Source organism: Priestia sp. Y58, from assembly GCF_029522095.1.
Classification (GTDB): Bacteria; Bacillota; Bacilli; order Bacillales; family Bacillaceae_H; genus Priestia; species Priestia megaterium_E.
In genome coordinates, this window is the sequence record NZ_JAKWFL010000019.1 from 1 (window position 1) to 19,339 (window position 19,339).

Sequence of the window (19,339 nt, forward strand, 5' to 3'; positions counted from 1 at the left end):
CGCTAACGTCATAGAAGCAAGCTTCTAATCAGTTCGCTCGACTTGCATGTATTAGGCACGCCGCCAGCGTTCATCCTGAGCCAGGATCAAACTCTCCGAAGAAATGTTTGACTTGCTCAATTAAAAATAAAATTTAACGTTGACGTTTGTCGCTTTGTTCAGTTTTCAAAGTTCAACCGTTGCTCTGAAGCAACTTTATTAGTATAACATTCTATCATTTTGATGTCAACATCTTTTTTCAAAATGTTTCTCTCAACTGCGCTGTTCATCAGCGACATTTAATAATTTACCATATATAATATATAGAGTCAATCATTTTTCTAAAAAACTTTATAAATTAAAAAGTTAATGAAGTAAACCTTCAGTAAAATGATTGAATACTCTCTATTACAATAGCAATCTAGCCGCTATGCAGTTTTCTTATCTTACCATAAAAAAAAAGCCCAGTCATTAAACTGAACTTTTTTATTTAAACTATTCTGCTAAGAATGCAAAATAGAGTATGAAGATGATACAGAGAGCATACATAATTGGATGAACTTCTTTTCCACGCTTGCTGCATAACATTGTAATAGGATAAAAGATAAAACCAACCGCAATACCTGTTGCAATACTGTATGTTAGTGGCATCATAATTACCGTGAAAAATGCGGGAACTGCTACTTCGAACTCTTTCCAATTAATTTCTCCTAAATTTGACACCATCAGAGCTCCTACCGTAATTAAAGCTGGCGCAGTAACAGCTGGTGTTACGACCGCTAACAATGGAGAAAAGAACAGTGCAACTAAGAAAAACGCCGCCGTTACGATTGCAGTAAATCCTGAACGTCCGCCCGCTGCTACTCCAGCCGTAGACTCTACATAAGCTGTTGTTGATGAGGTACCAAGAACAGCACCAACTACAATCGCACTAGAATCTGCCAATAACGCTCTGCCCGCTCGCGGAAGTTTATTATCTTTCATAAGCCCTGCTTGACTCGCTACAGCAACCATCGTACCTGCTGTATCGAAGAAATCAACAAATAAGAAAGTTAAAATGACGACTAGCATCTTTACAGTAAAGATATCACCGATATTTTGAAAAGCTGCCCCAAACGTCGGATCAAGACTAGGAACTGATGAAACAACTGCTTTAGGTGTATCAATTAAACCAAAAGCCATACCTGCTACAGCCGTTACAATCATACCGATAAATACAGCTGCATTTACCCGAAGCACCATTAATACAATAGTAATTACAATGCCAAAAACCGCAAGTAACGTTGTTGGGTTAGTTAAATCACCCAGTCCAACAAATGTAGCATCATCTTTGACGATGATTCCGGCACCTTTCATACCAATAAAACTAATAAATAAGCCAATACCTGCTCCAACAGCCATTTTTAATTCAATAGGAATAGAATTAATAATTTTTTCTCGCAGGCTTGTTAATGTTAAAAGAATAAAAATAACACCTGATATCATAACACCCGTTAAAGCCGTCTGCCATGGAATTCCCATTGTCAGAACAACTGTATAAGCAAAAAATGCGTTTAATCCCATACCTGGAGCTAATGAAATTGGATACCTACCAAGGACTCCCATAACAATTGATCCCAAAGCTGCCGCTAAAGCAGTAGCTGTAAATACAGCCCCTTGGTCCATTCTCATACTGTCAGGCAGATCCTTTACATCACTTAGTGATAGCACAGATGGATTAACAAATAAAATGTAAGCCATAGATAGAAAAGTTGTAAGGCCAGCTATAAACTCTTTTCGATAGCTAGTACCCAGCTCTTCAAAACGAAAATACTTCTTCACGTTTTTTCCTCCCTTTATAGAAGCCGCATGCACTTGGCAAGCCATAAAAAATGCCTCTACACTAGGCGCGTAAAGGCATAAGATCGACTAAAAGAGAAATGTATGAGCCAAAAAAACAAAAGATTTTTACACATACATGTATTACTTTCTCGTAGTCAAGCCATTTACGGTAGCTCGGTAGAAACTTTTGGGCCTTATCCCCAAGATTATACGACATTAAAGCTATATCTCGCTGTTTTATGTTACTATCCTACCATTAACTTTTTAAAAAAGTCAACAAAAAACGAACATTCTTATAAAAGAATGTTCGTTTGTTCGGTTTTCTTACATATTATTCCCATTCAATTGTTGCAGGTGGCTTACTTGTAATATCATACACTACGCGGTTAATATGCTTAACTTCGTTTACAATACGCGTTGAGATAACTTCAAGCACATCCCAAGGAATACGCGCCCAGTCAGAAGTCATACCATCAATCGATGTAACAGCACGAATACCGATTGTGTAATCATACGTACGAGCATCTCCCATTACACCTACACTGCGGATGTCAGGAAGAACCGTAAAGTATTGCCAGATATCGCGCTCTAAGTCAGCTTTTGCAATCTCTTCACGTAAAATAGCATCCGACTCACGTACAATTTCTAACTTCTCTTCCGTAATTGCACCAAGTACACGAATACCTAGACCTGGTCCTGGGAAAGGTTGACGCCAAACGATGTTATCAGGGATACCTAATTCAGAACCTAATGCACGTACTTCATCTTTGAATAGCGTGTTTAACGGTTCGATTAGTTTGAACTGCATATCTTCCGGTAATCCACCTACGTTGTGGTGAGATTTGATCGTTTGAGCTGTAGCTGTCCCACTCTCGATAATATCTGTGTATAGCGTACCTTGAGCTAGGAAATCAAACCCTTTTAATTTAGCAGCTTCGTCATCGAATACATAAATAAATTCATTACCGATGATTTTACGCTTTTGTTCAGGATCTGATACGCCGTTTAATTTTTCTAAGAAGCGATCTTTTGCATCGATTTTAATTACGTTCATATTAAAGCCTTCGCTAAATGTTTCCATTACGCTTTCCGCTTCACCTTTACGTAATAAACCGTGATCTACGAACATACATGTTAACTGATCACCAATTGCTTTGTGAATTAATACAGCTACTACTGAAGAGTCTACTCCGCCGCTAAGTGCGCAAAGTACTTTTCTATCTCCAACTGTTTCACGGATTTTATCCATTTCAACTTCAATGAAGTTCTCAATTGACCAGTTTGCTTCAGCATGACATACTTCAAACACGAAGTTCTTTAAGATATGGTTACCGTGCACTGAATGGCGAACTTCTGGATGGAACTGCACTCCGTACATATTCTTATCTTTGTTACTCATTGCGGCAATTGGACAAGATGGGCTAGTTGCGTCCACTTCAAAACCAGCTGGTGTTTCTACAACTAAATCACCGTGACTCATCCAAACAACTTGTTCTTTTGGCAACTCATGGTACATTAATGAATCGTTTTGTACGTTAATCGCTGCTTTACCATATTCACGATGGCTAGCACCTTCTACCTTCCCGCCAAAATGATGAGTCATTAATTGCATTCCATAACAAATACCTAAAACAGGAATACCTAATTCAAAAATGTTTTCATCGCAGTGAAATGCGTTTTCACCGTACACACTGTTTGGGCCTCCAGAGAAAATAATTCCCTTTGGATTTAATGCTTTAATCTCTTCTGCTGTAATTGTGTGCGGATGCAATTCACTATATACTCCGAACTCGCGAATGCGACGCGTAATCAATTGGTTATATTGACTACCAAAATCTAATACAACAATCATGCCTTCCATCTTGTTCACCTCTCCGAATGTGTAAATAATCACTTGTTATTATGCCCTAAAATATAAAAAAAACTAGACTTCTCCCTCAAAAAACAAAGGCAGAAGTCTAGTTGAGCACGACGTTTATCGTCAAATAGACTGTTCTGCCTTCATAGTCAGATCGTTTAAGGTGACCCGGTAGAGACTCTCGAACCATATTATCGAGGATATATGAAGGTATACGAAACATTTATAGTAAGTTCGAGAATATTCTATCAATCCGCGAAACAATGGTCAAGAACTCGTTTTTTTGATTAAATTTTCCCACAATTCAATCGACTCTTTCCATTCTTTTATGGAGTCTGCATTTCGATACAACACCCGCTCGTATTTTTCCGTTAATTGTAGCATATTTACCGTATTTAATTTTCCGTCTACTTCTCTTGCAAAGTCGCGCAGCGTTTGACTTTCTTGGCGCTTTAGTCCATTTGCAGCGAGTCTTTTAAGTAAAAAAGCATACGCTGATTCAAAGGTTTCCACACTCTCTTTCTTTTTATAAAAAGCGATATAAAAAGGTAAAAACCATTTAAATCGATTGAGATATATTACTATTAACATAACTACAATCAGTCCGCAGAAAAGCACTTTCCACTTTATAGACAACTTAGCATTTTGAAGAGAAGCTGTTTTTTCTTTCGCTCTTTCTTCTTGTGCCGGAAGCTCTTTTTCCTTAGGCTGCTCCTTCACTTGCGTTTCTTGTTTCTCTTCTTCCCTTTGACTATTTTCACTAGAGTTGTTAGGTTGGCTATCTACAAAATCATAAGGATTAGAAAAACTTTTTGTTGGTTCAAAAGGTACCCAACCCGCTCCTGGAAAATAGACTTCGACCCAAGAATGAGCATTATTTTGTGTGATTTCATAGGTTGTCCACTTACTACTTCCTGAAATGACGGTGGCATCACCTTCTGTATAGCCCTTTACCCACCGAGCAGGAATATCTAATGAACGAAGCAGCACAACCATAGAAGTAGAGAAGTTATCACAGTACCCTCTTTTTGTATCAAACAAAAATTGATCCACATAATCTTTATTTTTCGTAGGAATTGGAACATTTTCAGTATCATATACATATGGATTTGATCGGAAGTATTCTTCAACGGCTTTCGCTTTTTCATAACGATTGTTCTTATTTTTTGTTACCTCACGAGCTAAATCCTTTACTCGTTTCGGCAAGTTAGCAGGAAGTTGTGTATACCTTGCTATAAATTCGTTATTATTCTCTAAACTCTCTGCCTTTTTTTCCTCTGCTTGCTGAAGAAGTCCAATATCAAATACAGGGTATTTATACGTCATCTCATACGATTGAACAGTAACAAGCTTGTCATTTTGATAAGGATATAATTTTTCATTTGTCGGGGTAACATCGGTTTGAATGCCATTTTTTAAGGTTAGCGACAGCAGTTGAGGAACATGCATAAGATGAACAGAAGGCTGCGAATAGGTAACTTCTGCTTTTCTTACTTGTCCTGCTACACTTGAGTCATATTGAGGGAGTAAGTTTTCATTTCCTTTAAAGGGTACTTTTTCTTCCTCTTTAGACAGCTCCCACCCCTTACCTGTATAAACATCTTTCGTTTCAATACGCCAATAGTGCTCATCCTCTACTTTGGCTGTAAACACAACCGTATCATCATTAACAAACGATCCCCCCAATTTAGAATCGTCCATATCATAGCCAATTCGTTGACCGCTTGCAGATTCTCCCTGTCCTTGATTTGTTGTATGCGCTGTGATAAAAGGTACGGGATCTGGCCACTGTGGCCCTGGTTTAGGAGCAAGATAAGCCAGCACAATGACGATAGCTAAAAAACTGCCTAAAAAAAGAAACGATCGTTTTCTATTTTCTAAACGCTCAGTGCTCGCAGCTTTTATGCGTTCAGGATTTATGCGAAGCATGGCTACTAATAAAAATCCAATAATGGTCACGCGAATAATAGCAGCTCCCGCATCGTAAGTAGAAAAGGTATCCAACACGGTAATATACAAAATAGTTAAGAAGAAAAAGAAGAAAATTCTTTTTTGATAAAAGATCCAATATCGAATTAAATAAGCCATAATCCAAAGCAGCACAAAAAATAAAGTGCTCCTCATTTCAAATGATAAATTCGCTATATTCCACTCCATGATACTTTGTGCATCTGACTGAAGAATCTCCAAAAGTCTCGGAAGCCAGTCTGAAGAAAAGAAGGCTCCTTGGAAATAGAGATTGTGAAGCGAAAACAAAATAAACAATATACTCCCTAACGTCATCACGATAAACGGCAAGCGAAACGTTAAACACAAAAAACAGTAAGCAACAAACAATATAAAGTACTGAATTTGATTGGTATCCGTCACTTCATTTAAAGGAAGAAGCCATTCCACTAATAAAAAGAATGCTCCCGCGTACAATAAGATGTTTTTTACATACAAAGCTGATTTATTCACTTATTTCCGCCCTCACTTCCTTTAGATGATAGAGGAAGAGGAATATTAACGACTTCAATCGTTAAAGCAGAAGATTGTATTCCATTTACAATAACCGTCTCTTCGTCACTAAGCCCTGCTCCTTCATCTTTAACGACAATTATTGATGCCTTAGCATGCAGACTCAGCTTAGATTGAACCTGCCCAATGAGAGTCCCTGTAACTTGACTGACAATGACCATAAAAGAATGCTGCTTTTGAATGGCAATACCCTTAAATTCTGTTTCGAATACTCGGTTGTTCACAGGCTGTGCACGCGCTAAGTGATACAACAGGTTATCGGTCTCACTTTGTTCAGAGGTTTTGGGTGAAAAAAGTGCATCTCCAGCTAAAAGAAAATCGATTTTTTTACGCTTGGTTTCTTCATGAATGAGCATGGATGCCAGAAAGCTCATTCGTTCTTCAAAGTATAGAGAGCTTATAACATCTGCAATGATAATCATACTCCGTTCATGGTAATGACCAAACTCTTTAGAAATCAACGTAGCTTTACGAGCCGTCGCCTTCCAATCGATAGACCCTAATCGGTCACCCGGCTGGTATTCTCTAATGCCTGTCACTAACGTAGTAGATTGATTCCCCGTCGAAACTTCATTTTTTCCTTCTTCTATTCCCGCTAAAAGAAACGGGATATCTATCTCATGGATTTGAGGATACACGACAAACCGCTGCTGCAGTGGATAATATGCCTTCTTTTTTACAATTCCTAATAAATCACTCATTTCAATCGAAATCGTAAAAAATTCATATTCTCCTCTTTCTACAAACGATCTTTCATACGGAATAACAGCGTTTCGTTGAAAAAGCGGATAAATTGTTCTTTCTTCTTGATCTAAAAGGTTACTCTCCTCTTTCACTGCTGCCATATAAACAGGAAAAGCCGAGGAGCGTGTAATGTGAATGTCATACGAAAGATGATCTCCAGCGAATCGAGGCTGTAGCTTCACATCACGAGTAACATTCCACTTCTTTAACGGATAAAGCAAAACGGCTGCCGCATATGATCCAAAAGGTAAGAAGCTATAAAATAAAAACCAGCTGACAAAGCCCCCTTGAAACATCGCGTAAGAAAACGTAGCAGCAAAGATGCAGAATAAAACGAACCAGTCTCTACATTTATTCCATATCACTTTTATATACTGTTTCATAAAGTACCTCTTACCTTTTAACAGGTACTTTCGTATCAGCCATAATTTGCTTCATCACATCACCCGCTGTTAAGCCGCTGTACTGGGTATCAGATCTTAGCGTTAATCGATGTGCACACACATACGAAGCAAGCTCTTGAACATCATCAGGAAGACAGTAGTCTCTTCCCTTCACTAAAGCATATGCTTGAACGGCCTTCATAAAGGAAACCGTTCCACGAGGACTAATACCTAACGAAATATGTGGATGAGAGCGCGTTTTGCGAATGATTTCGATGATATAGTGCTTAATCGCATCATCTACATAAATACTGCTTACAGTTTTTTGAGCCTGTACTAATTCTGGAATGCTCATAACGGGTTTGACATCCTCAAGATTAACTTGAGTCGATACGCCGTTTAAAATTTGAAGCTCCTCTTCCTGCGTAGGATACCCCATGCTTAATTTGAATAAAAATCGATCCAGCTGCGCTTCCGGCAAATGATAGGTCCCATCAAAATCAACAGGATTTTGAGTAGCCATCACAAAAAAAGGCGCTGGAATTTCCCGGGTGATACCATCGGTTGTTACATGATGCTCAGCCATTGCTTCTAAAAGCGCCGATTGTGTTTTAGGAGAAGTCCTGTTAATCTCATCAGCGAGCACAATGTGGCTCATGATAGGACCTGGACGAAAATGAAATTCCATGTCTTTTGGACTGTAAATAGAAACACCTGTTACATCGGACGGCAGCAAATCAGGCGTGAATTGAATTCGTTTAAACTCGGCATCAATCGATTTGGCCAGTGCCTTCACGAGCATCGTTTTCCCCACACCCGGCACATCTTCAAGCAAAATATGCCCCTTTGCAAGCAAAGCAACCAAACTCAACGTAGATACATGACGCTTTCCGATTACAATTTGATCAATGTTTTCTAATACTTGATTTAATTTATTATTAATATGATCCAGCTGAATCAACGAAGCTCCCCCTTAAAACTCAGTTAAGCCTTGAGTTTAGTATGTTTTTCAATAAACATAGTACTATCTTAACAAATTTTAAAAAAATCTGAAAATATTAATGCACGCAAAAAAGCGACCAAGTGAGTACTTGGTCGCTTTTTTAGGTAGGGCAGTGATTACATCATGCCGCCCATTCCACCCATGCCGCCCATGTCAGGCATTGCAGGTGCTCCGCCTTCTTCTGGCTTGTCAGCAACAACTGCTTCAGTTGTTAAGAACATAGCCGCTACAGAAGAAGCATTTTGAAGAGCTGAACGCGTTACTTTTGTTGGGTCAACGATACCAGTGTCTAGCATATTTACCCACTCGCCAGTTGCAGCGTTAAATCCAGTTCCAACTGCTTCGCCTTTTAGACGCTCAACGATTACTGATCCTTCTAAACCAGCGTTGTGAGCGATTTGACGTACAGGCTCTTCAATCGCACGTAATACGATGTTGATACCTGTAGCAGTGTCACCGTCAGCTTCGATGCTTGCTACTTTATTATAGATATTTACTAATGCAGTACCACCACCAGCTACGATACCTTCTTCAACCGCAGCACGCGTAGAGTTTAATGCATCTTCAATACGTAATTTACGTTCTTTTAACTCAGTTTCAGTTGCCGCCCCAACTTTAATTACAGCTACGCCACCAGCAAGTTTTGCTAAGCGCTCTTGTAATTTTTCACGGTCAAACTCTGAAGTTGTTTCTTCAAGCTGAGCTTTGATTTGGTTTACGCGTGCTAGGATATCTTCTGCGTTTCCTGCACCGTTTACAACTGTTGTATTTTCTTTTGTTACAACAATTTTAGAAGCGCGACCTAATTGATCGATGCTTGCTGTTTTTAAGTCAAGACCAAGCTCTTCAGTGATTACTTCTCCGCCTGTTAGGATTGCAACATCTTGTAACATTGCTTTACGACGATCACCAAAACCAGGAGCTTTAACAGCTACAGCTGTAAATGTACCACGAAGTTTGTTCACAACTAATGTTGCTAAAGCTTCGCCTTCTACGTCTTCAGCGATGATTAATAGAGGCTTGCCTTGTTGAACAACTTGCTCTAATACCGGTAAGATTTCTTGAATGTTACCGATTTTTTTGTCTGTGATTAAGATGTATGGATCATCTAATACAGCTTCCATTTTATCTGAATCAGTTACCATGTAAGGAGATGCATATCCACGGTCAAACTGCATACCTTCTACCACTTCTAATTCAGTTGTGAAACCTTTTGATTCTTCAAGTGTGATAACGCCGTCGTTACCAACGCGCTCCATTGCTTCAGCAATTAATTGACCTACTTCTTCGTCAGCTGCTGAGATAGCCGCTACTTGAGCAATTGAATCTTTACCTTGAATTGGTTTAGAGATTGCTTTTAGTTCTTCAACCGCTACAGCTACTGCTTTTTCCATACCTTTACGGATACCCATTGGGTTAGCACCAGCCGTTACGTTTTTAAGACCTTCTCTGATCATTGCTTGCGCTAAAACTGTTGCAGTAGTTGTACCGTCACCAGCAACGTCGTTTGTTTTGCTAGCAACTTCCGCTACTAATTTAGCACCCATATTTTCAAATGCGTCTTCTAATTCGATTTCTTTTGCAATTGTTACACCATCATTTGTAATAAGCGGTGAACCGAATTTCTTTTCCAATACAACGTTACGACCTTTTGGTCCAAGCGTTACTTTTACAGCATTTGCTAATGTATCTACACCACGTAGCATTGCGCGACGTGCTTCTTCGCTAAATTTAATGTCTTTTGCCATGTTCTTTGACCTCCTCAAGATGTTCTTAATAATCTATTTTTTACGTATGATAAGTTTGTGGTTAAAATTAGCCGATTACAGCTAAAATATCGCTTTCGCGTAAAATTAAGTATTCAGTGCCTTCGTATTTCACTTCAGTACCCGCATATTTTGAGAAGATGATACGATCGCCCGCAGCTACTTCTAAAGCTACACGCTCACCGCTTTCTAATACTCGGCCTGTACCTACAGCAACAATTTTACCCTCTTGTGGCTTTTCTTTTGCACTGTCCGGTAACACGATACCGCTTGCTGTTTTTTCCTCAGATTTTACAAGTTCAATCACTACGCGATCACCTAATGGCTTTAACAAGTGAAACAACCTCCTCAAATAATATGTTTACATTTTTATTAGCACTCAACCTCGACGAGTGCTAACACAATTATTATATTAAAACAAAGTGGGTTTTTTTTGCAAGTATTAAACAAAAAAAATTTAAAATTTACAACAACTACATATAATAGTCTTAGATTTCGACGATTTTGAGAAATAAAGCATTCTTTTCTCTGTTCAATAATATGTATGTTACAATACGAGCAAGAAGAAATTACTAACTTTACAGTACTTCTTCGACATATATACATAAAAACCTTTTAAAGGAGTATAGAAGATTGGAAAAACGTTATTGGTATGTTATCCTCACCTACATCCTTATGCAGTTTTCAGGAGTTGTTGGTATACCGCTGTTAAAATTAACAGGAATGTTTGATCAATATCCAGTTCGAACAGCGAATGTCATGCTTTTGACTTATTGGACCATCATTAGCTTTATCCTTGGTTTACTTATTGTCTTACTGCTGCTGCGCCGTGACATGTCCATGCGTATAGAACATGCGGGAACAACGGTAACTGTGGTCTGGTCAGTCCTTGGGGTGTTCCTGGCTATGGCTGGTCAAGCTGTAGCAGGTATGATTGAGCACGCTCTTGGCATTACCCAAGTATCTGAAAACACACAAAATATTGTTAATCTTGTTAAAGCAACGCCGTTCCTCATTGTCGTTACGTCTGTAATTGGACCGATTCTAGAAGAGATTATTTTTCGAAAGATTATTTTCGGCTCTCTTCACAAACGATATAATTTCTTTATCTCTGCATTTATTAGTTCCCTTATTTTCGCTGCCGTACACTGGGATTTTAAACATTTGCTCGTGTATACAGCCATGGGATTTGTATTTGCATTCCTTTATGCAAGAACAAAACTAATTATTGTACCCATTATTGCTCACGTGTTGATGAATACAATCGTTATTTTATCTCAAACTATTTTTGCAGATAAAATTATAGAAATGCAAAAGCAAGCAGAACAAATGCAGTTTATTTTTGGAGGCATGTTTTTATGAAGAATATCCCTTTAACACGAGGGTTTATTTATATTATTATGGGGGTTTTATTCACCTACCTGGCTATTCAAAATGCTCAGGAAACCGTGTGGAATTTCCCCACAATCTTATTTGCACTCGTAGCCGCGTTCGATTTCAGATTTGCGGTTCGCATTTTTATCTTGCACTATAAAATTAAAAAGTTGCAGCAGCAATATAAAAATCAAGATGATTCATCTAAATAAAAAAACCACTGTTTCAGTGGTTTTTTTTACATACTAACATCTTCTCTTTCTTGCTCTGCCCTTGCCTTTAACACTTTGCGATACGAAATGCGGGAAATAATGATGCTGATTTCATACAAAATTAAGAGCGGCACTGTCACCATCATGTGCGAGAGCAATTCCGGTGGTGTAATAAGTGCGGCAATAACTAGCAGTACGAAATAGGCATACTTTCGAATTTGAGATAAAAACATAGGCGTGATAATTCCTAATCGCGTCAAAAACATGACGACAACAGGAAGCTGAAACAACAGCCCAAAAGGCAGTGTGAGCTGCATTAAAAAAGAAAAGTATTCATTAATGCCAATCACTTGGTTTACATTCAGCTCATCAGAAACGCGCGTCATAAAATCGACGACAAATGGAAACAACACAAAATAAGAAAAAGAGACACCGCCGATAAAGAGAAAAATGGAAACAGGAATATATCCAAGCGTTACCTTACGCTCTTTTTCATATAAACCAGGACTAATAAATGCCCAAAGTTGATACAGTGCAACAGGAGCTGCAAGTACACAGCCAATAATAACAGCAAACTGCATATAAATCTTAACTGGATCTGTTAGCCTAAATGCATTCATCGTTAAATTTTTTGCCTCATCAGCATGCTGTAAATAGACAATAACTTTATCCGCTATAAAAAAGCCGCCAATTGTGGCAATGACAAAGAAAAATAAAACAATTAAAATGCGTTTTCGCAGCTCTCCTATATGATCATATATTGACATTTCTTGTTCGGTCATACTATGATCACCCTTTTACTCTTTGTCATCTACTTGACGCTGTTTATCTTTTTCACGATCTTCTGATGCACCGCTAGCGGCATGCTTAAACTCTCTAAGCGTTTGCCCGACTGATCTTCCTAGCTCCGGTAACCGTTTCGGTCCAAAAATAAGCAGTGCTACAATCGCAATAATAATCCAACTGCCTGCTCCAATCCCCATATTCCCACTCTCCTTATTAATTTAGACTTAAGGAAATCGTAACACAGTCCATCTTATTCAACAGGATAATTTTTCAAAAAGTAGACAAGCGACTGTAATTCTACAGCCAGATCAATATGATGCAGTCGAATCTCATCCGGTACGTTTAAGCGTGCAGGAGTGAAGTTTAAAATCCCTTTAATTCCGCAATTCACTAAACGATCGGTAATTTGCTGAGCCACAGTGGCAGGAACGGTTAAAATCGCCACTGAGATATCATCACTCATATAATCTTCCAATTGGTCAAGGTGATAAACCGGCACGTCGCCTACTTTTGTACCGACTTTATCTTCTATCACATCAAAAGCGCACTCAATTTTGGTGTTATTATTTTTAATAAAATTATAATTTAAAAAGGCCGTTCCCAGATTCCCTACGCCAATAAGTGCTACTTTCGTTACTTCATCTTGGTCTAACGTTTTACGGAAAAATGTAAGTAAATAATTCACATTGTAGCCGTATCCCTTTTTCCCTAATGCTCCAAAGTAAGAAAAATCCCGGCGAATAGTAGCAGAATCAACTTTCACTGCCTCACTTAACTCCGCTGACGAAACACGCTGTTTACCAGAAGCATGCAAGTTTTTTAAAAAACGATAATAAAGCGGCAATCGTTTAGCCGTTGCTTGTGGTATTTTTAATTGTTCAGTGTTCACGTTGTACCCCCTCAGTTCATGTATGTCATTACTAACATTTTCAAGTCATATTGCATTACCTTTCACAAAGCCTCAACCGCTTTGAGGTAGCGCTTCCAATTCTCTCTCTTTTCTCTTGTTTTATATATACTCCGCTTCACACCCCGACGCCTTTTGTCTATCCAGCACTACTTAAAGTCGGTAGCTAGAACGAAGCAATTAGCCCTTCAAAGGATCCGTTTGTTAGTCATGACGGATTTTCTACATCCATCATATATAAGTTCAGAGATGCACTTATCTCTTATTTTAACATAGTATCCTGTATAAAATGTGCAGGTAAAATCATTTTATTTCATGAATCAAAACATTCGCTTCATCATTTGTTCTTGTCCCTCTGCAAATTACAAACGCTTGTAGGAAGAACTTGTAGTTGAAAATATGTTAAAATACACTATGGATATACTACTAGAGGTGAAAAAATGATTATTCTACAATTGAACGGTATTACAAAATACTATGGGGCAGAACCCATTTTATCGAATATAAAGTTAGAAGTACAATCAAAAGACCGCATTGCCCTAGTGGGACGAAACGGTGCTGGTAAATCAACTTTATTAAAAATTATTGCTGAGCAGCTTTCTTATGACAGCGGAGAAATTATTAAACCTAAAGGTGTTTCCATTGATTATATGGGACAAGATACAGTTCTTGAGTCAACACTCTCCATATGGGAAGAAATGATGACGGTCTTTGCTCCGTTAAAGAAGATGGAAAAAGAATTACGTACGCTTGAAACAAAGATGGGCGATCCAGACATTTTTAATGATTCAGTTCAATACGAAAAACTAACCAAAGAGTACGATCAGCTTCAAGTAACGTTCAAAGATTTAGGCGGCTATCAATATGAAGCGGATACACGATCTATTCTTCACGGTTTCCGTTTTTCAAACTTTGACTATAGCACCCCTATTTCCTCCTTGAGCGGTGGACAAAAAACGCGCTTGGCTCTTGCAAAACTGCTTTTAACAAAGCCAGACTTGCTTATTCTGGATGAGCCTACCAACCACTTAGATATTGAAACTTTAGCATGGCTGGAACAGTTTCTGCAAGGGTATGAAGGAGCTATTTTAATTGTTTCACACGATCGTTACTTCCTTGATAAGGTCGTAAATCAAGTGTATGAAGTCACACAAAAAACAACGGTCAAGTACACGGGCAACTACTCTAAATACCTTGTACAAAAAGCAGAGCGATATGAAAAAGAGTTGCGTCAGTACGAAAAGCAGCAAGATGAAGTCGCAAAACTAAATGATTTTATTCAGCGAAACATCGCCCGCGCATCGACTACAAAACGTGCGCAAAGCAGACGTAAGCAGCTCGATCGAATGGAGTTAATAAATCGACCTAACGAAGGCGAAAAATCAGCTAGTTTTTCGTTTGAAATTGAGCGTCAAAGCGGAAATGAAGTCTTAAACCTCGAAAACGTGTCCATCGGATATGATGAACACAAATACGTCGTCCAAGACGCAAACCTTCGGATTAAAAAAGGTGAAAGCCTTGCGTTGGTTGGCCCTAATGGAGTTGGGAAATCTACGTTATTAAAAGGTATTGTGGATAAACTAAGTTTCAAGACTGGAACCATTTCTTTTGGCTCAAACGTAATGGTTGGTTATTACGACCAAGAGCAAGCTAATTTAACGTCTAATAAAACCGTTTTAAATGAGCTTTGGGATGACTACCCATCCAAACCTGAGAAAGAAATTCGTACAGCGCTTGGAAATTTTCTGTTTTCAGGTGATGATGTACTGAAAATCGTTTCCACGCTTAGCGGTGGTGAAAAAGCACGTTTGGCTCTTGCGAAGCTTATGCTTCAAAAAGCTAATTTCTTAATTTTAGATGAACCTACTAACCATCTTGATTTAGATAGCAAACAAGTACTCGAAAATGCGTTAATCGATTACCCAGGAACTCTGTTATTTGTTTCACATGACCGTTATTTTATTAATCGTATTGCAAACAAAATAGCAGAGCTATCTCCTGAAGGGGTAGAAGAATTTCTTGGAGATTATGACTATTATGTAGAAAAGAAAGCAGAAATAGAGGAAATCAAAGAATTAGAAAATATAAAAGCAAACGAAGAACGCACGGTAAAAGTAGATAAACAGTCCTATAAACAAGATAAAGAACAAAAGAAATTGATGAGGCAGCGAACGCGCCGCATTGAAGAAATTGAAACTGAAGTAAACAAATTAGAAGCCGCACAAGCAGAGAATGAAGAACTTCTTTGTGACCCTGAAATTTATCAAAACCACGAAGAAGTATCAAGATTAAATGGTGAAAACGAAAAAATTTCTTCACAGTTATCCACATTAATGGAAGAGTGGGAAGAATTACAGCTTCTTCTAGAAGAATAGTCTATATTTTTTCGTATTTATTCATCCTATTTACTCGTTCGTACGCTTTAGAACAAGCTTTATCCACTCTGTGAATAAATAGTGGATATCTGTCTGATTTTCATAATTAAAACTTGTTAATAACAGGTCCGTGTACTGAGTGCACGGACTTTTCCACATAATTATCCACAGTTAATTCTAAATTTATTGAATATTGTTGATAAATTATTTTTATCCACAAAAAAAGACGAATGAGAACTAAATCTCATTCGTCTCTTACTCTTCCAAGTCTAAACCGGGGTTTGCGTTTAATGACATATCTGAACGTTTTCCTTGAGCAAATCGTACACTTGCTGCTGCTCCAATCATTGCGGCATTATCCGTGCATAGAGATAGCGGCGGGATAATAAGTTCAATGTTTGATAATGGTGCAAATGCCTCTTCTAGCGCTGCTCTAAGTCCTTTATTAGCAGCCACTCCTCCTGCTACTAACACTTGCTTAACGTTATATTCCTTTGCAGCTTTAACGGTTTTAGTTACTAACACATCAATAACACTCGCTTGAAAGCTAGCAGCAAGCGTTTGTGGAAGAATTTCTTCACCTTTTTGCTTCGCGTTGTGGACAGTGTTAATAACTGCTGATTTTAACCCACTGAAACTAAAATCATAGGATCCTTCTTCTAGCCAAGCACGCGGCAAATCAATTAATGGCTCTCCCTCATGTGCAAGGCGGTCGATATGCGGTCCGCCTGGATATGGAAGGTTTAACGTGCGGGCTACTTTATCGTAGGCTTCTCCTGCTGCATCATCTCTCGTTTCACCAATCACTTTAAACTGGCCGTGACTTTCCATGTATACAAGCTCCGTATGCCCTCCAGATACAACTAGCGATAAAAGGGGGAACTCTAATTTTTTGATTAGCTGATTCGCATAAATATGTCCTGCAATATGATGAACACCAATTAATGGCTTTTGATGTGCAAATGCTAGCGCTTTGGCTGCATTTACGCCAATAAGAAGTGCTCCCACAAGCCCTGGTCCTTCCGTTACAGCTATTGCATCAATATCTGCAAACGTCAAGTTCGCTTGATTTAAAGTTTCTTCAACTACCACCGTAATTTGTTCCACATGATGACGAGATGCAATTTCTGGTACGACACCGCCAAATCGTTTATGACTTTCTATTTGAGAGGCCACCACATTGGCTACAATTTCATGACCGTTTCGAATCACGGCTGCTGCTGTCTCATCACAGCTTGTTTCTAATGCTAAAATTAATTGATTTTCACTCATAAATTCACCCACATAACTAATGCATCCTCATTGTTATCAGAATAATAATTCTTACGAATACCTCCAGGTTTAAAACCTAGCTTTTGATACAATGATTGTGCAATATGATTAGATACCCTAACTTCTAATGTCATTGACGTAGCACCTAGTTTTCGAAGAACGTCCATTACGTTGCGCAGCAGCAATTCACCGAGTCCCTTACCTCGGTAGTCTGGCAATAGCGCAATGTTGGTTACATGTGCTTCGTCGATAACAATCCACGTTCCGCAATACCCAATAATATTTTCTCCTTCTTCCATCACAATGTAAGTTGAAAATTGATTATTGGTTAACTCATTTTGAAACGCTTCTGAACTCCAAGGTGTCGTAAAAGACTTCTCTTCGATTTTCACTACTTGATCAATATCTTTAACTTCCATTAAACGAAACTTAATTGTTAGTTTCATGTTTATACCTTCTTTTATCCTTTTTGCTGTGAAGCAAGCCAGTTGGCTTCGGCTTCAGCTAAACGAATGTAGTTCGGAACAAAAGTATGCACAGACTGCGGCTCTTTCTTCATTCCTAAGAAAGCCAATTCACTTGGTCTTGGATTAAACTGCTGAACATGGGCAAATACAGCTTGTTCACCCAACACTTCTTTTAACGCCTCTTCATGCATAGGAAGATCATTGCCTATGAATAAAATAGGTTTGTTGTATGACTTTAAATGTTCCGCCCAGTCTTTATTAATAACAAGTCGATCACTTTCAACTTCTAGAAGACCTCGTTCGTTATTCCATTCGTATAGTCCTGTATAAAGCTGTTGACGGCGCGCATCAAATAACGGAGCAATATATCCATCAAAATAGCGACCGTTTGCTGCTAGTGCCTCAAGGCTAGATACACCTATTAAAGGAATATTTAAAGTCCAAGCAAGTGTCTTAGCAATGGTAACGCCAATGCGTACACCTGTATAAGATCCTGGACCGTGTGCCACTACAATACGGTCTAGCTCGCTTGGCGCAATATCACAATCCTTTAACAAAGATTCCACAGCGTTCATCACACGAACAGAGTGGTTCTTTTTTAGATTCGTAATAATTTCTCCAATTACTTTGTTTTCTTCAACGACAGCAACACCCATGACAAAATTGGATGTATCAATGGCTAACATTTTCATCTTTTAAAAAGCTCCTTACATATTTCAACGTACCGACTGCCTATCGCTTTTACAAGGATTTTACGAGTCGTTTCGTTTTCATGGTAAATATTGATTTGAATATATTCATTAGGAAGCTGCTCTTCAATCAGATGAGCCCACTCCACGACCGTCACGCCATCTCCTTCAAAATACTCATCAAACCCTAGGTCTTCAAATTCATCCCCTAGACGGTACACATCCATATGATAAAGAGGAAGGCGACCGCTTTTGTATTCTTTAATGATCGTAAATGTCGGGCTATTCACATTGCGTTCAATTCCTAATCCTTTAGCTAAACTTTTTGTGAATGTTGTCTTTCCAGCTCCCAAATCGCCTTCAAGCAGCAGCACGTCACCAGCTTCTAATAAAGTTGCTAGACGAGCAGCCAGCTGATTAGTTTCATCAGGAGACGTAGACATAAACGTAAATTCGTTAATCTCTGTCATTCATTCAGAACCTCATTTCAATCTGTATATATATATTGTAAACGTTGTGGACTATACATATCCAGTAAGAAATCCAACAATCTTTAACATCACAATTCTATGAAGAAATTTCTTTGTATATAAAAAATTCCTTAGGATTGCTCCTAAGGACGGTAAAGTTTTATATAAAAATGGTTCAAACAATAAAAAAGACGAAACACATTGTTTCGTTTCTAAAACATGGCGGTCCCGACGGGAATCGAACCCGCGATCTCCTGCGTGACAGGCAGGCATGTTAACCGCTACACCACGGGACCATGTTGGTTGCGGGGACAGGATTTGAACCTGCGACCTTCGGGTTATGAGCCCGACGAGCTACCGAACTGCTCCACCCCGCGATGATAAAAAAAGCAAAATAAAAATGCCTAGCGATGTCCTACTCTCACAGGGACAAAGTCCCAACTACCATCGGCGCTAAAGAGCTTAACTTCCGTGTTCGGTATGGGAACGGGTGTGACCTCTTTGCCATTATCACTAGACATTTATATGAGATTGTTCTCTCAAAACTAGGTAACAGTTTGCTGAGTAAAGCTTACGCTTTTAAAATTTTGGTTAAGTCCTCGATCGATTAGTATCAGTCAGCTACACATGTCGCCACGCTTCCACCTCTGACCTATCAACCTGATCATCTTTCAGGGATCTTACTAGCTTGCGCTATGGGAAATCTCATCTTG

Annotated in this window: 17 protein-coding genes, 2 tRNA genes, 3 rRNA genes and 2 riboswitches; of the genes, 3 read left to right on the plus strand and 19 right to left on the minus strand. The window is 38.7% G+C overall.

Annotated elements, in window-relative coordinates; all coding sequences use genetic code 11:
- The 8 genes from MMB68_RS27165 to groES all read right to left on the minus strand — a co-directional run.
- Nucleotides 1–102, minus strand: a 16S ribosomal RNA gene (locus MMB68_RS27165); the annotation flags it as partial.
- 372 nt (nt 103–474) lie between these two features.
- Nucleotides 475–1,800 (minus strand): NCS2 family permease, encoded by a 1,326-nt coding sequence (locus tag MMB68_RS27170; protein ID WP_013055032.1) that lies wholly within the window; start codon nt 1,798–1,800, stop codon nt 475–477.
- Nucleotides 1,801–1,932: 132 nt separating this feature from the next.
- A riboswitch (purine riboswitch) is annotated at nt 1,933–2,034 on the minus strand.
- A 97-nt stretch (nt 2,035–2,131) separates the two neighbouring features.
- On the minus strand, nt 2,132–3,661 hold the full coding sequence (guaA, locus tag MMB68_RS27175; protein ID WP_035335974.1) for a glutamine-hydrolyzing GMP synthase: 1,530 nt from the start codon (nt 3,659–3,661) through the stop codon (nt 2,132–2,134).
- Between the two features lie 123 nt (nt 3,662–3,784).
- A riboswitch (purine riboswitch) is annotated at nt 3,785–3,886 on the minus strand.
- A gap of 39 nt (nt 3,887–3,925) precedes the next feature.
- Entirely contained in the window at nt 3,926–6,118 is a 2,193-nt protein-coding gene (locus MMB68_RS27180; RefSeq protein WP_221786105.1) for a transglutaminase TgpA family protein, read from the minus strand.
- Nucleotides 6,115–7,305: a DUF58 domain-containing protein gene (locus MMB68_RS27185; protein WP_221786106.1), complete on the minus strand. Its 1,191-nt coding sequence runs from the start codon at nt 7,303–7,305 to the stop codon at nt 6,115–6,117. The genes MMB68_RS27180 and MMB68_RS27185 overlap by 4 nt, the downstream gene beginning before the upstream one ends.
- Before the next feature lie 10 nt (nt 7,306–7,315).
- Nucleotides 7,316–8,266, minus strand: coding sequence for an AAA family ATPase (locus tag MMB68_RS27190; protein ID WP_221786107.1), 951 nt, complete (start codon nt 8,264–8,266; stop codon nt 7,316–7,318).
- Between the two features lie 158 nt (nt 8,267–8,424).
- Nucleotides 8,425–10,056 (minus strand): chaperonin GroEL, encoded by a 1,632-nt coding sequence (gene groL, locus MMB68_RS27195; protein ID WP_013081432.1) that lies wholly within the window; start codon nt 10,054–10,056, stop codon nt 8,425–8,427.
- 67 nt (nt 10,057–10,123) lie between these two features.
- On the minus strand, nt 10,124–10,408 hold the full coding sequence (gene groES / locus MMB68_RS27200; protein ID WP_013055026.1) for a co-chaperone GroES: 285 nt from the start codon (nt 10,406–10,408) through the stop codon (nt 10,124–10,126).
- Between the two features lie 299 nt (nt 10,409–10,707).
- On the opposite strand from groES, the gene MMB68_RS27205 reads away from it, so the two are divergent.
- Nucleotides 10,708–11,436: a CPBP family intramembrane glutamic endopeptidase gene (locus MMB68_RS27205; protein ID WP_013055025.1), complete on the plus strand. Its 729-nt coding sequence runs from the start codon at nt 10,708–10,710 to the stop codon at nt 11,434–11,436.
- Complete coding sequence (locus MMB68_RS27210) at nt 11,433–11,660, plus strand: YdiK family protein (RefSeq protein ID WP_043977171.1); 228 nt, start codon at nt 11,433–11,435, stop codon at nt 11,658–11,660. The genes MMB68_RS27205 and MMB68_RS27210 overlap by 4 nt, the downstream gene beginning before the upstream one ends.
- A gap of 26 nt (nt 11,661–11,686) precedes the next feature.
- Here MMB68_RS27210 and tatC read toward each other — a convergent pair whose 3' ends face one another.
- From tatC to MMB68_RS27225, 3 genes are read right to left on the minus strand one after another with little or no spacing between them, the layout of a single operon-like run.
- Nucleotides 11,687–12,442 (minus strand): twin-arginine translocase subunit TatC, encoded by a 756-nt coding sequence (gene tatC / locus MMB68_RS27215; protein ID WP_013055023.1) that lies wholly within the window; start codon nt 12,440–12,442, stop codon nt 11,687–11,689.
- Nucleotides 12,443–12,457: 15 nt separating this feature from the next.
- The gene (gene tatA / locus MMB68_RS27220; RefSeq protein ID WP_013055022.1) at nt 12,458–12,643 is read right to left on the minus strand and encodes a twin-arginine translocase TatA/TatE family subunit; all 186 of its coding nucleotides are present in this window, start codon (nt 12,641–12,643) and stop codon (nt 12,458–12,460) included.
- 53 nt (nt 12,644–12,696) lie between these two features.
- Nucleotides 12,697–13,335 (minus strand): redox-sensing transcriptional repressor Rex, encoded by a 639-nt coding sequence (locus MMB68_RS27225; RefSeq protein WP_013055021.1) that lies wholly within the window; start codon nt 13,333–13,335, stop codon nt 12,697–12,699.
- A gap of 458 nt (nt 13,336–13,793) precedes the next feature.
- Between MMB68_RS27225 and MMB68_RS27230 the strand changes: the two genes are divergently transcribed.
- On the plus strand, nt 13,794–15,728 hold the full coding sequence (locus tag MMB68_RS27230; protein WP_221786108.1) for an ABC-F family ATP-binding cassette domain-containing protein: 1,935 nt from the start codon (nt 13,794–13,796) through the stop codon (nt 15,726–15,728).
- Nucleotides 15,729–15,983: 255 nt separating this feature from the next.
- On the opposite strand, the gene tsaD is transcribed toward MMB68_RS27230, so the two are convergent.
- From tsaD to MMB68_RS27270, 8 genes are all read right to left on the minus strand, one after another.
- Nucleotides 15,984–17,000: a tRNA (adenosine(37)-N6)-threonylcarbamoyltransferase complex transferase subunit TsaD gene (gene tsaD, locus MMB68_RS27235; RefSeq protein WP_028410378.1), complete on the minus strand. Its 1,017-nt coding sequence runs from the start codon at nt 16,998–17,000 to the stop codon at nt 15,984–15,986.
- On the minus strand, nt 16,997–17,446 hold the full coding sequence (rimI, locus tag MMB68_RS27240) for a ribosomal protein S18-alanine N-acetyltransferase (RefSeq protein WP_013055018.1): 450 nt from the start codon (nt 17,444–17,446) through the stop codon (nt 16,997–16,999). Before rimI ends, tsaD begins: the two co-directional genes overlap by 4 nt.
- A gap of 14 nt (nt 17,447–17,460) precedes the next feature.
- The gene (gene tsaB / locus MMB68_RS27245) at nt 17,461–18,159 is read right to left on the minus strand and encodes a tRNA (adenosine(37)-N6)-threonylcarbamoyltransferase complex dimerization subunit type 1 TsaB (RefSeq protein ID WP_014461962.1); all 699 of its coding nucleotides are present in this window, start codon (nt 18,157–18,159) and stop codon (nt 17,461–17,463) included.
- Complete coding sequence (gene tsaE / locus MMB68_RS27250) at nt 18,156–18,626, minus strand: tRNA (adenosine(37)-N6)-threonylcarbamoyltransferase complex ATPase subunit type 1 TsaE (protein WP_013081426.1); 471 nt, start codon at nt 18,624–18,626, stop codon at nt 18,156–18,158. The genes tsaB and tsaE overlap by 4 nt, the downstream gene beginning before the upstream one ends.
- Nucleotides 18,627–18,846: 220 nt before the next feature.
- A tRNA-Asp gene (locus MMB68_RS27255) sits at nt 18,847–18,922 on the minus strand.
- Nucleotides 18,923–18,926: 4 nt separating this feature from the next.
- Nucleotides 18,927–19,003 (minus strand) — tRNA-Met (locus MMB68_RS27260).
- 25 nt (nt 19,004–19,028) lie between these two features.
- Nucleotides 19,029–19,144 (minus strand): 5S ribosomal RNA (rrf, locus tag MMB68_RS27265).
- Nucleotides 19,145–19,213: 69 nt separating this feature from the next.
- A 23S ribosomal RNA gene (locus MMB68_RS27270) occupies nt 19,214–19,339 on the minus strand; the annotation flags it as partial.

Bases quoted from the DNA above. Each gene is read 5' to 3' on its own strand.
- guaA (WP_035335974.1), bottom strand. From the start codon at position 3,661: ATGGAAGGCATGATTGTTGTATTAGATTTTGGTAGTCAATATAACCAA.
- MMB68_RS27185 (WP_221786106.1), bottom strand. From the start codon at position 7,305: ATGAAACAGTATATAAAAGTGATATGGAATAAATGTAGAGACTGGTTC.
- groL (WP_013081432.1), bottom strand. From the start codon at position 10,056: ATGGCAAAAGACATTAAATTTAGCGAAGAAGCACGTCGCGCAATGCTA.
- MMB68_RS27210 (WP_043977171.1), top strand. From the start codon at position 11,433: ATGAAGAATATCCCTTTAACACGAGGGTTTATTTATATTATTATGGGG.
- tatC (WP_013055023.1), bottom strand. From the start codon at position 12,442: ATGACCGAACAAGAAATGTCAATATATGATCATATAGGAGAGCTGCGA.
- tatA (WP_013055022.1), bottom strand. From the start codon at position 12,643: ATGGGGATTGGAGCAGGCAGTTGGATTATTATTGCGATTGTAGCACTG.
- MMB68_RS27230 (WP_221786108.1), top strand. From the start codon at position 13,794: ATGATTATTCTACAATTGAACGGTATTACAAAATACTATGGGGCAGAA.
- tsaD (WP_028410378.1), bottom strand. From the start codon at position 17,000: ATGAGTGAAAATCAATTAATTTTAGCATTAGAAACAAGCTGTGATGAG.
- rimI (WP_013055018.1), bottom strand. From the start codon at position 17,446: ATGAAACTAACAATTAAGTTTCGTTTAATGGAAGTTAAAGATATTGAT.
- tsaB (WP_014461962.1), bottom strand. From the start codon at position 18,159: ATGAAAATGTTAGCCATTGATACATCCAATTTTGTCATGGGTGTTGCT.
- tsaE (WP_013081426.1), bottom strand. From the start codon at position 18,626: ATGACAGAGATTAACGAATTTACGTTTATGTCTACGTCTCCTGATGAA.